The sequence below is a fragment of the Inquilinus limosus genome (assembly GCF_002195995.1).
GTDB lineage: Bacteria > Pseudomonadota > Alphaproteobacteria > DSM-16000 > Inquilinaceae > Inquilinus > Inquilinus limosus_C.
Map to the genome: position 1 here is coordinate 1 of NZ_NHON01000005.1, position 11,865 is coordinate 11,865.

Genomic DNA, 11,865 nt, shown 5'->3' on the forward strand with positions numbered 1-11,865 from the left:
GCGCATCCTGTCCAACGACCTCGACGCGCCGGCCCAGGAGATCGCCGATCTCTACAAGCGTCGCTGGGCCATCGAGCTGTTCTTCCGATGGGTCAAGCAGACACTCAAGATCCGCCACTTCCTCGGCGTCTCCGAAAACGCTGTGCGCATCAGATCGCCGTCGCCCTGATCGCCTTCCTGCTCCTGCGCTTGGCCCAGGCCGCTCAAAAAGCCGTCCGCACCCCGCTCGCCTTCGCTCGTCTCGTCCGTCTCAACCTCATGCACCGACGATCCATCGATCGCCTGAGCGGAGCAAAGCCCACACCACGCTCAGACCCAAGGCAAATCGTCCTTCTGTGACCATGAAACCTCAACCGGACACCCGTGGGTCAAGCCCGAGGATGACGATAAAATAATCTGATGCTCTGGCACCGAAACCCCGGTCAGTTGATCCACACCGCGAAGCTGAGGAACTCGCCCTCGAAGGCGTCGGTCGCCTGCTCCCAGAACGTCCGCTCGCTGACCGGGCCGTCCTCCAGGAAGGGCACCATGTCGGTGCCGGTCAGCAGCAGCACCAGGTCGAAGGGCTGCGGCGACTCCAGCAGGCGGCGCAGGTTGAAGCCCTGCTCGAAGCGCCAATGCGGCAGCAGCTTGTCGCCGTTCAGGATCGCCTCGGATTCCGCCATCAGCGACAGCCAGGAGTCGATGCGCTCATCGGTGATGGTCATGCCCGGGATCAGGCTGGCCTGCCTCGCGTTCGGCAACCATTCGCGGTCGTTGTCGGTCTCGGCCCGGATCGACGCCCACATCTCCTGGCTCAGCGTCGCCGCCGCCAGCAGGTGCTCGCGCGCCCGCGGCAGCCGCTCGGGCTCCGCCGCCGGCCAGTTCAGCAGGTGGATCCAGGCGATGCCGTCGGCGATCCGGCCGTCCTCCGCCCCGGTGAACAGGCCCTGGGTCGGCAGGGCCAGCGCCGCGGCCAGCGGCGAATCCGTCCGCGGGAACAGCAGGTGCCCGGCGGCGTCGAAGCTGCGATGCCAGTCGCGTGCCAGCAGGAACTCGGCGCCCGCGCGCAGCACATGGGTGTAGGCGCGCAGCCACAGCACGTCGCCGGTGTCGAAGGCGATCACCAGCTTGCCGGCATTGGCGGGGGTGCCCTGCCCGCCCAGCAGCACGGCGCTGTAGACATCGTAGAGCGTGGCCTGGCCCCGGCCGTTGCCGGCGAGGTCCAGCTTCACCCGGCCCATGGCCATGGGCAGCTTCACCGGCCGGTCGCCCAGCGGCTGCAGCGTACGGTCGACCGCGTCGAGATCGTCCACCAGCGTCTGCAGGATGGCGCGGGCATCCTCGTAGCGGATCACCTCCGGGCTCGGGTTCGGCGGCACCGGCATGGCCATCAGCGGCACCGACACCACCGGGTCGTGCGGCGGCTGGAAGCCGTAGCGGTAGAGGGCCTGGCTGAAATGCTCCGTCGCCTTGGCCAGGCGGATCAGGCCGAGCCCGGCGATCGCCTCGGCATCGTCCGGCTTCTTCGCCACGATCGCGGCCAACGCCTTCTCGCCCTCGGCGATCGAGCCGGCATAGAGGTGCTTCTGCGTCAGCTCGACCGGCGTCGCCGCCAGGGCCGGGCCGGCCGCGAGAGTCAAGGCAAAGGCAGCCCCAGCGAGACCGGCCGCCGCCTTCGACCGGATCGATCCAAACATTCCGCAGAAAAGTGAATCGGATTCACTTCGGAGATTGAAAACCAAGCCAGCCGCCTTTCAATATTCATAGCAACAAGCCCAGATAATCTCTCAGCTTCATGTCACAAATCGGGCAACAACATTCACCGCGAATGATGTCAGATCCCGGATTGTGCCCCGGGCTCCGGCGCCACCAGGGCGGAGCTGTCGTAGCCGAGGTCGCGCAGCTGGCGCGGAATGCCGTCGCGGACATGGCCGCTGCCGGCCAGGACCACGACCAGCGGCACCCCGGCGGCCCGGGCCTCGGCGATGCGGGCGGCCATCGCCCGGTCCCACAGCAGCTGGACGTCGACGAAGCGGCGGAAGCCGCGGTTGAGGGCGTCGCCCTCGGCCCCGCGACCATGGCCGGCGAAGGCGGCGGCGAGGTATTTGTTGTAGTCCAGGGACGGCGGCACCGGCCGGCCGAGATCGAGATCCGGCCGGGCCTGCAGCGCCGCCCAGCCCTCCGCCCCGACCGCGCGCACGACGTCGCGGTCGACATTCAGCGCGATCAGCGGGATGTGCTTCATCCGGGCATAGGCGAAGATCGGCCGGTACAGGCCGAAATCGAAGCCCCAGGACCGCTCCCAGTCGACCTCGCGCAGGAAGGCGGCCTCGTCGAGCCTGCCCGCGGTCCAGGCGTCCAGCGCGGCCTGGCGGCCGCGCGGCACCATCTCCAGCCCGATGGCGAGGCGCGGCTCCTGCTCGCGCAGCGCGGCGATGCGCTGCAGCTGCCAGTGGTGGTCGGTGACGCGGTCATGGGTCTCGCCCAGCAGGACGATGCCGCCATCGGTCCGGGCCGGGGACGCCGGGGGCGGCGTCGCGCACCCGCCCACGGACCAGCCGAGCAGGCCCGCCAGAGCCAGGACCAGGATCCTCCCCCTCATCGCCATCCTTCCGCTCCATCCGACACCTGTCTCATGTGGCAGCCTTCGGCGCCCACGGCAACCGCTTCGCCGCGACGACGGGCAGGGTTGCGCCGGGCCGCGGAAATCGCGAGCTATGACACCGGTTCGAGACGAGGAGTCGGGATGAGGCGGGGACCAGACCGGATCGGGGCGGAGGCATGACCGACATCGCGCAGGCGGTCATCGGCTTCATCGGCCAGCACCCGCATTGGGCCGGCCTTCTGATCTTCCTGATCGCCCTGACCGAATCGGTGGCGGTGATCGGCCTGTTCATCCCCGGCTCGCCGATCCTGATCGGCGTCGGCGCCGTGGTCGGCCTCGGCCACCTGCCGCTGTGGCCCATGCTGGTCTGGGCCACCGCCGGGGCGATCATCGGCGACGGCGTGTCCTATGAGATGGGGCGGCGCTGGCGCGGCACCATCCTCGGCGCCTGGCCGATGAGCCGCTATCCGGCGCTGGTCGCCCGCGGCGAGGCCTTCTTCCGCCGGCATGGCGGCAAGAGCATCGCGCTGGGCCGCTTCCTGCCGATGCTGCGGCCGATGATCCCGATGGTGGCCGGCGCGCTGGGGCTGCGGCCGGGGCTGTTCTACACGGTCAACATCGCCTCGGCGATCGTCTGGGCGCCGGCCCATATCCTGGGCGGCGCGGTGCTGGGCGCCTCGCTGGGCGCGCTCGGCGCCGTCAGCGGCCGGCTGGTGGCGATGCTCGCCGTGCTGGCGCTGACGCTGTGGCTGCTGGTCGTCGTCACCCGCTGGCTGTGGCGCCGGCTGCTGCCGCTGCTGGGCCGGGCCCAGCACGCGGTCCATCGCTGGGCCGCGGCCCGCGGCAGCCACCCCGCCCGCCTGCTGGCGCGACTGGTCGACCCGGAGGAGCCGGACCTGCGTGTCATGGCGACGCTGGGCGCCCTGGTGCTGCTGCTGGTCGCCGGCTTCGTCAACCTGCTGAGCCTCGTTGCTGCCCATGGCGGGCTGGCACGGGCCGACGGGGCGATCAGCGCCTTCGTCCAGGGGCTGCGCACGCCCTGGGGCGATGCCGCCCTGACCGTCGTCACCATGCTGGGCGACGGCCACACCATCACCGCCCTGACCGTCGCGTCCATCGGCTGGCTGCTGATGCACCGCGCCTGGCACCGGGCCGGCGGCGTGGCCATCGCCATCGCCGTCACCGCCGCCTTCGTGCCGCTGGTCAAGGGCCGGCTGCAGATCCTGCGGCCGACCACGGACCTGTACAGCGGCGCCGATGCCTTCAGCTTCCCCAGCGGCCACGCCGCCTTCTCCGCCGTGCTGTACGGCATCCTGGGGTGGCTGGTGGCGCGCGGCCTGCCCGGTCGCTGGCAGCTGGTGCCGCTGAGCGTCGCCGCGGCGCTGATCGGGCTGGTCTGCGCCTCGCGCGTCTATCTGGCGGCGCATTGGCCGTCCGATGTCGCCGCCGGGCTGATCTTCGGCCTGGGCATGACCGTGGCTTTCGCCATGGCCTTCCGCAGCGCGAACCCGGAACGGATCGCGCCCCGCGGCTTCGCCGCGACGCTGCTGCTGGTGCTGGCCGTCGCCGGCGGGGCCCATGTCGCCACCGGCTTCCAGGCCGCCTCGGCCATGTATGTGGTCCGCGACCGGACCGTCACGATCCCGGCCGCGGAGTGGCGGGCGGAGGGCTGGCGCCGGCTGCCGCAGCAGCGCATCGACCTCGAGGGCGACGCCGAGCAGCCTTTCCGCCTGCAATGGGCCGGGCCGCCGGAGGCGCTGGCCGAAGCCCTGGCCCCCTCCGCTTGGATCGCCCCGCCGGGCTGGAGTGTCGCCACCGCCGCCCGCTATCTCGACGACACGGCCGATGCCCGCACCCTGCCGGTGCCGCCGGTGCTGCAGGACGGGCGGATGCCGGTGCTGACCCTGATCCGGCCGACGGCGGACGGGACCGGCCGCGAGGTGCTGCGGCTGTGGCGCTCCGGCTTCGCCTTGGAGAATGGCGTCCCGATCCTGCTGGGCGCGCCGGGAATCGAGGCGATCCACCACCCGCTCGGGCTGGTCAGCGCCATCGACGCCGAGGATGAGGGGCCGTTGCCGGAGCTGCCCGAGCTGGCGCGCCTGCCGAACGCCGCCTCCCCCGTTCCCAGCCTGGTGCTGGCCCAACCCTGAGCCCGGTGCGGCATGCTGCCATGCCTTCCAGCCCCTGGACGGATGCGGCGGCGCACCGCATGATGCGATCGCGATCCGTTCTCAACGATCGACCCCTTCAGCCCAGGTGCAGTCATGTCCAGCACGGCCCCGACGGACGAGCCGAAGACCCTGATCCTGACCGGCGCCAGCCGCGGCATCGGCCATGCCACGGTGAAGCGCTTCAGCGCCGCCGGGTGGCGGGTGATCACCGTCTCGCGCCAGGCCTTCTCGAAGGACTGCCCGTGGCATGCGGGCGAGGAGGACCACGTCCAGCTCGACCTCGCCGACCTGGACGGGATCGAGCAGGGCCTGTCCGCCCTGCGGTCGCGGCTGCCGCACGGCCGGCTGGACGCGCTGGTCAACAATGCCGGCATCTCGCCCAAGCTGCCCGGCGGCAAGCGCATGGGCGTGCTGGACACCGACCACGCCACCTGGATGCATGTGTTCAACGTCAACCTGTTCGCCACCGCCCTGCTGGGCCGCGGGCTGTTCGAGCCGCTGAAGGCCGCGAAGGGGACGATCATCAACGTCACCTCGATCGCCGGCAGCCGCGTCCACCCCTTCGCCGGCCCGGCCTATGCCACCTCGAAGGCGGCGCTGGCGGCGCTGACGCGGGAGATGGCGCATGAATTCGGGCCGCATGGCGTGCGGGTGAACGCGATCGCGCCGGGCGAGATCGACACCTCGATCCTGTCGCCGGGCACCGAGGCGATGATCGACGGCGAGATCCCGATGAAGCGCCTCGGCAAGCCGGAGGAGGTCGCCGCGACGATCATGTTCCTCTGCACCGCCGGTTCATCCTACATTACCGGGGCCGAGGTTCACATCAATGGCGGCCAGCATGTCTGACGGCTGAACCGCCGGCCTCGGCGGAACAAGAAAACAGGGAGTGCCAGCATGATCCGTCTCACCCGCCTTCTGCCCGCGGCAGCGTTGCTGGCGGCCGGCTTCGCCGCGCCCGCCATGGCCCGCGACCTGACCGTCGTGTCCTGGGGCGGCGCCTATCAGGACGCGCAGCGCGCGCTGTATTTCGAGCCGTTCAAGGCCGCCGGCAACCCGATGCATGACGAGAGCTGGGACGGCGGCATCGGCGTCCTGCGCGCCAAGGTCGAGGGCGGCGATTCGAGCTGGGACGTGGTCCAGGTCGAATCCGAGGAGCTGGCGCTGGGCTGCGAGGAGGGCCTGTTCGAGCCCCTGAAGTGGGATGCGATCGGCGGCCGCGACGCCTATCTGCCGGAGGCGGTAAACGATTGCGGCGTCGGCGCCATTGTCTACAACTTCATCCTGGCCTATGACGGCGCCAAGTTCCCGAATGGCGGGCCGCAGAGCTGGGCCGATTTCTGGGACGTGAAGAAGTTCCCCGGCAAGCGGGCGATGCGCCAGGGGCCGAAGACCAATCTCGAGATCGCGCTGATGGCCGACGGCGTGGCCCCGGCCGATGTCTACAAGGTGCTGGCGACGCCCGAGGGCGTGGACCGCGCTTTCCGCAAGCTGGACGAGCTGAAGCCGAACATCGTGTGGTGGACCGCCGGCGCGCAGCCGCCGCAGATGCTGGCGGCCGGCGAGGCGGCGATGACCACCGCCTATAACGGCCGCATCTCCGCCGCCAACGACGCCGACAAGAAGGACTTCAAGATCGTCTGGAACGGCAGCCTGTTCACCATCGACAGCTGGGTGATCCTGAAAGGGTCGCCCAATGTCGACGCCGCCACCAAGTTCCTGGCCTATATGGGCAAGCCGGAGAACCAGGCGAAGCTGCCGACCAAGATCACCTACGGCGTCACCAACAAGGCGGCGACGCCGCTGATCCCGGCCCAGTACCTGCCCGGCCTGCCGACCAACCCGGCCAACATGTCCCAGGCGATCGAGCTGAACGCCGAGTTCTGGCTGGAGAACATCGACAGCCTGACCGAGCGCTTCAACACCTGGGCGGCGAAGTAGGCGGCCGGTCGAAGATCGGTGAAGACCGTGATGCTCGCGTTGCCTCTCCCGCTTGCGGGAGAGGTCGGAGCCGCGCCAGCGGCTCCGGGTGAGGGGATTTTGTCGAGGCCTGGGCCAGCCCTCACCCGGTCTCGCTGCGCGAGCCCGACCTCTCCCGCCAGGCGGGAGAGGCAATCCGTTCTGCTCGCCGCAAGGACGCTCTCATGACCGCCCTCGCCCAGGACGGCCTCGAGATCCGGCGGTCGCTGCGGCGGGCAGGCCGCAGGCGGCGGGTCGAGGCTTGGCTGCTGCTGGCGCCGCTGGTCGCCTTCCTGCTGCTGGTGTTCGTGGCGCCGATCGCCGGCATGCTGTGGCGCGCGGTCGACGACCGCGACCTGGCGCCGGTGATGCCGCGCACCATCGCCGCCCTGGCCGGCTGGCAGGGCGAGGCGCTGCCGGGCGAGGACGCCTTCGCCGCCCTGGCCGCCGACCTGGCGCAGGCCCGTGCCGACAAGACCCTGCCCGCCGCCGCCCGGCGCCTGAACTACGATCACAACGGCCTTCGCACGGTCGTCACCAACACCGCCCGCAAGCTGCCCGATGCGCCCAAGGACAGCTGGCAGGCGACCCTGACAGGGCTCGATCCCGCCTGGGGCCAGGTCGAGACCTGGGGCGCCATCGCCCGCGCCGCCGGGCCGGCCACCGATTTCTACCTGCTGGCGGCGCTGGACCTGCGCCGCGACGCGGCCGGGGCGATCCTGCCCTCCCCGCCCGACGAGGCGATCTACCGCGAGGTGTTCCTGCGCACCTTCCTGGTCGCGCTGTCGGTCACCGCGCTGTGCCTGGTGATCGGATTCCCCGTCGCCTATCTGCTGGCGACCCGGCCGCCGCGCATCGCCAACCTGCTGATGATCCTGGTGCTGCTGCCGTTCTGGACCTCGCTCCTGGTCCGCACCACCGCCTGGGTGGTGCTGCTGCAGAGCAACGGCGTGGTCAACGAGGTCATCACCGGCCTCGGCCTGGCCGGGGAGCCGCTACAGCTGGTGTACAACCGGGTCGGCGTGCTGGTGGCCATGACCCATGTGCTGCTGCCCTATATGATCCTGCCGCTGTACAGCGTCATGCGGTCGATCCCGCCGGCGCATCTGCGCGCCGCCTATTCGCTGGGCGCCAAGCCGGTCGGCGCCTTCCTGCGGGTCTACCTGCCGCAGACCCTGCCGGGGATCGGCGCCGGCGCCCTGCTCGTCTTCATCCTGGCGCTCGGCTACTACATCACCCCGGCGCTGGTCGGCGGGCCGGCGGACCAGATGATCAGCTGGTTCATCGCCTTCTACACCACCAGCACGGTCAACTGGGGCATGGCCTCGGCGCTCGGCCTCTTGCTGCTGGTGGCCACCCTCGCCCTCTATGCGGTCTATGCCCGGCTGGTGGGCGCCGACCGCATGCGGCTGGGCTGAGCGCCATGAGGATCTTCGAAAGCCTCGCCTTCTGGCGCGCCCTCCTGTGGCTGACCGGCGGCGCGGCGCTCTTGTTCCTGATCGCGCCGATCCTGGCGATCATGCCGCTGTCCTTCAATGGCGGGTCGTTCCTGGTCTATCCGCTGGACGGCGTGTCGCTGCGCTGGTTCGCGGAGTTCTTCGAGTCCGACCGCTGGATGGGCGCCCTGGCCAACAGCCTGATCGTCGGCAGCGCCACCACGGTGCTGGCGACGGTGCTGGGCATACCGGCGGCGCTGGGGCTGAACCATGCGCCGCTGCGCTTCCGCGGCCTGCTGACCGGCCTCCTGCTGTCGCCGATGATCGTGCCGGTGGTGATCGTGGCGGTGGGCCTGTACTTCGCCTTCGCCGCGGTCGGGCTGACCAACAGCTATGCCGGGCTGATCCTGGCGCACACGGCGCTGGCCGCGCCCTTCGTCGTCATCACCGTCGGCGCCACGCTGCAGGGGCTGGACCGCAGCCTGCCGCGCGCCGCCGCCAGCCTGGGCGCCCGGCCGGCCATCGTGTTCTTCCGGGTGACGCTGCCGCTGATCCTGCCCGGCGTCGTTTCCGGCGCGCTGTTCGCCTTCGTCACCTCCTTCGACGAGGTGGTGGTGGCGCTGCTGCTGGCGGGCCCGGGCCAGCGCACCCTGCCGCGCGAGATGTTCAACGGCATCCGCGAGAGCATCACCCCGACCATCACCGCGGCGGCCAGCGTGCTGATCGTGGTGTCGACGTGCATGCTGATCGCGATCGAGGCGCTGCGCCGCCGCGGCGAAAGGCTGCGGGCCCGGCGCTGACTTGCCGCCGCCGGCCGATCGGGGTACTGAAGCACATGCTTAACCATGCCCAGCCGCTGGACCTGATGTTCCAGGCCCTGGCCGATCCCAGCCGGCGGATCATGGTCGAGCGCCTGAGCCGCGGCCCGGCCTCGGTCAGCGAGCTGGCCCAGCCCCTGTCGATGTCGCTGTCGGCCGTGGTCCAGCATCTGGCGGTGCTGGAGGCCAGCGGCCTGGTGCGGTCGGAGAAGATCGGCCGGGTGCGCACCTGCCGGATCGAGCCGGCGGCGCTGCAGACGGCCGAGCAGTGGCTGAGCGACCGGCGGCTGGGCTGGGAGCGCCGGTTCGACCGCCTCGGCGACTTCCTCGCCAAGGCGACGGACGAACCCTCTTCCTAGTTCACCGCCCCGTCGCCGCCGAGATCCTCCATCGTCGGATCCGCCGCCGACTGGCCGGTGGCGCGGTTGACCAGCACAGTCACCACCCAGAGGCCGACGCCGATCGCCAGCAGGATGCCGGCGATCTTGTATTCCTCGGGGTTGCGCCCGGTCCACGGGCCGGCCAGGAAGCCGCAGCACGCCGCGCCCAGCACCGGCAGGACCGTCGGAGTGTGGAAATGGCTGTGCTCCACCCGGTCGCGGCGCAGCACCAGCACGGCGATATTGACCACGGTGAAGACGCAGAGCAGCAGCAGCGCCGTGGTGCCGCCCAGCGCCGGCACGCCGCCGACGAAGCCGATCAGGCCGAAGGCCAGCAGCGTGGTGAAGCCGATGGCGATGTAGGGCGTGCGCCGCCCGGCATGGACACGGCCCAGCACGCCGGGCAGCACCCGCTCCCGGCTCATGCCGTAGACCAGCCGGCTGGCCATCAGCATGTTGATCAGGGCGCTGTTGGCGACCGCGAACATGGTGATGAAGCCGAAGATCTCCAGCGGAAAGCCGGGCGCGCCGGCCTGCACCACCTTGAGCAGCGGCGTCTCGCCCTCGCCCAGCTGCTCCGGCGGCACCAGGGTGATCGACGAGATCGAGACCAGCACATAGATCACGCCGGTGATGCACAGCCCGGCCAGCAGCACCTTCGGGAAGATCCGGCTCGGCTCGCGGCATTCCTCGGCCATGTTGACCGAATCCTCGAAACCGACCATGGCGAAGAAGGCCAGGGTGGTGGCGCCGATCACCGACCAGAACAGGCCGCGGTCGGTCGTGCCGAACTGGGTGATGCGCGAGACGTCGCCCTGGCCCAGCCCGATCGCCCACATCCCGATGCAGATGATGATCAGGAGGCCGGTCAGTTCGACCAGGGTCAGCACCACATTGGCCTTCACGCTCTCGCCGACACCGCGGAAGTTGACGATGGCGACCACCGCCATGAAGCCCAGGGCGATGAGGGTGACCCCGCCGCCGCCGAGGCCGAGATTGAAGGCGGCCGACAGGTTCGCGGCGAAGGCGCGCGAGGCGGTGGAGGCCGAAGTGATGCCCGAGCACATCACCGCGAAGGCGACGATGAAGGTGATGAAATGGATGCCGAACGCCTTGTGCGTGTACAGCGCGGCGCCGGCGGCGCGCGGGTATTTGGTCACCAGCTCGAGATAGCTGAAGGCGGTGACCAGGGCGACGGCGAAGGCCACCAGGAAGGGCAGCCAGACCACGCCGCCCACCTGCTGCGCCACCTTGCCTGTCAGGGCGTAGATGCCGGTGCCCAGGATGTCGCCGACGATGAACAGCAGCAGCAGCCAGGGCCCCATCACCCGGTGCAGGCTCGGCTCCACGGCCGGCGTGCCCGGGGCGTCTTTGGCGATATCGACCATCAACTCCCCTTCCGACGATCGTATGCGGATATGCATGAAACAGCATTTCCGGAGGAATGTCGCCGTGGAAGCCGATAGCCTTCAGGACCAAAGAAAAGAAGAAGGGACTTTATTCTCATTGTCATTGCCGGGCTTGACCCGGCAATCCAGGGGCCACCGAGAGCTGCTCCGGCCGCCCCTGGATCCTCGGGTCAAGCCCGAGGATGACAATAAAGCAGAGCAAAACCTGCTGCTCGACTGTGCTGCGCTCAATCCTCGAAGCCGGTCGATTCCGCCAGGCTGCGCCACTGTTCCAGCTCGCGGGCGACGAAGGCGTTCTTGACCTCGATCCGCTCCACCGTGTCGCGGCCCAGCGGCAGGCGCACCGGCGGCTTCTCGGCGGCGACAACCTGGCGCAGCGCCTGGGCCAGCTTCTTCGGATCGCCCGGCTGCTGGTGGTTGTGCCCGGCGGCGAAGTCGCGCATCCGGCCGACCGTCTCGGCATAGTCGGCGATCTCGGTCTTCGTCCGGATCAGCGAGCTGCCGTCCAGGAAGTTGGTGCGGAAGAAGCCGGGCTCGACCACCGTGGCGTGGATGCCGAGCGGCGCCAGCTCCGCCGCCAGGGCCTCGGTCAGCCCCTCGACCGCGAATTTGGTGGCGCCGTAGACGCCCCAGCCCGGGTAGGCCTGGCAGCCGCCGACCGAGGAGATGTTGAGGATGTGGCCGGAGCCCTGGCGGCGCAGCTGCGGCAGCACCGCGCGGGTCACGGCCAGCAGGCCGAAGACATTGGTGGCGAACAGCCGCTCGACCTCGCCGGCATCCGCCTCCTCGACCGCGCCCAGCAGGCCGTAGCCGGCATTGTTGACCAGAACGTCGATCCGGCCGAAGCGCTCCACCGCCGCCTTCGCCGCCGCCTGGGCCTGGGCCTCGTCGGTGACGTCGAGCGCCAGCGGCAGCAGGTTCGGATGGCTGCCGAAGCGCTCGGTGATGGCCTTCGCGTCCCGGGCGGCGGCCGCCACGGCGTCGCCGCCGTCCAGAACCGCCTGGGTGATCTCGGCGCCGATGCCGCGCGACGCCCCGGTGATGAACCAGACCTTCATGATGCCCTCCTTCGGAACGGGGCCCGCCGCGCGGGCCGTCCGTGGTT

The 11,865-nt window shown here is 70.2% G+C and carries 10 protein-coding genes and 1 pseudogene; 7 read left to right on the forward strand and 4 right to left on the reverse strand.

The genetic code is table 11. The features are described from left to right. A pseudogene (locus BWR60_RS04225) lies at positions 1 to 339 on the forward strand (transposase); the annotation flags it as partial. Between the two features lie 83 nt (positions 340 to 422). Here BWR60_RS04225 and BWR60_RS04230 read toward each other — a convergent pair. Both BWR60_RS04230 and BWR60_RS04235 read right to left on the reverse strand, forming a co-directional pair. Then, positions 423 to 1,622 (reverse strand): hypothetical protein, encoded by a 1,200-nt coding sequence (locus tag BWR60_RS04230; RefSeq protein WP_088149765.1) that lies wholly within the window; start codon positions 1,620 to 1,622, stop codon positions 423 to 425. Positions 1,623 to 1,816: 194 nt separating this feature from the next. Next, positions 1,817 to 2,584: a ChaN family lipoprotein gene (locus tag BWR60_RS04235; RefSeq protein ID WP_179221625.1), complete on the reverse strand. Its 768-nt coding sequence runs from the start codon at positions 2,582 to 2,584 to the stop codon at positions 1,817 to 1,819. Between the two features lie 179 nt (positions 2,585 to 2,763). Between BWR60_RS04235 and BWR60_RS04240 the strand changes: the two genes are divergently transcribed. The 6 genes from BWR60_RS04240 (at position 2,764) to BWR60_RS04265 (ending at position 9,330) form a co-directional block, all read left to right on the forward strand. Then, positions 2,764 to 4,737 carry a bifunctional DedA family/phosphatase PAP2 family protein gene (locus tag BWR60_RS04240; protein WP_088149767.1) on the forward strand — a complete coding sequence of 658 codons (1,974 nt, stop codon included), beginning with the start codon at positions 2,764 to 2,766 and terminating at the stop codon, positions 4,735 to 4,737. A 114-nt stretch (positions 4,738 to 4,851) separates the two neighbouring features. Next, positions 4,852 to 5,607, forward strand: a complete 756-nt coding sequence (locus BWR60_RS04245) for an SDR family NAD(P)-dependent oxidoreductase (RefSeq protein WP_088149768.1) — start codon at positions 4,852 to 4,854, stop codon at positions 5,605 to 5,607. Between the two features lie 48 nt (positions 5,608 to 5,655). Beyond that, positions 5,656 to 6,699 carry an ABC transporter substrate-binding protein gene (locus BWR60_RS04250; RefSeq protein ID WP_088149769.1) on the forward strand — a complete coding sequence of 348 codons (1,044 nt, stop codon included), beginning with the start codon at positions 5,656 to 5,658 and terminating at the stop codon, positions 6,697 to 6,699. Positions 6,700 to 6,902: 203 nt separating this feature from the next. Next, a complete protein-coding gene (locus BWR60_RS04255) occupies positions 6,903 to 8,135 on the forward strand; it encodes an ABC transporter permease (protein WP_088149770.1) in 1,233 nt (410 codons plus the stop codon). 5 nt (positions 8,136 to 8,140) lie between these two features. Then, positions 8,141 to 8,953 (forward strand): ABC transporter permease, encoded by an 813-nt coding sequence (locus BWR60_RS04260; protein ID WP_088149771.1) that lies wholly within the window; start codon positions 8,141 to 8,143, stop codon positions 8,951 to 8,953. Positions 8,954 to 8,988: 35 nt separating this feature from the next. Further along, a complete protein-coding gene (locus tag BWR60_RS04265) occupies positions 8,989 to 9,330 on the forward strand; it encodes an ArsR/SmtB family transcription factor (protein ID WP_088149772.1) in 342 nt (113 codons plus the stop codon). Here BWR60_RS04265 and BWR60_RS04270 read toward each other — a convergent pair. After that, positions 9,327 to 10,739 carry an APC family permease gene (locus BWR60_RS04270; protein ID WP_088149773.1) on the reverse strand — a complete coding sequence of 471 codons (1,413 nt, stop codon included), beginning with the start codon at positions 10,737 to 10,739 and terminating at the stop codon, positions 9,327 to 9,329. The two genes, BWR60_RS04265 and BWR60_RS04270, sit on opposite strands and share 4 nt — an antisense overlap. 248 nt (positions 10,740 to 10,987) lie before the next feature. Next, positions 10,988 to 11,818 (reverse strand): oxidoreductase, encoded by an 831-nt coding sequence (locus tag BWR60_RS04275; protein ID WP_088149774.1) that lies wholly within the window; start codon positions 11,816 to 11,818, stop codon positions 10,988 to 10,990. Between the last annotated feature and the right edge of the window lie 47 nt (positions 11,819 to 11,865).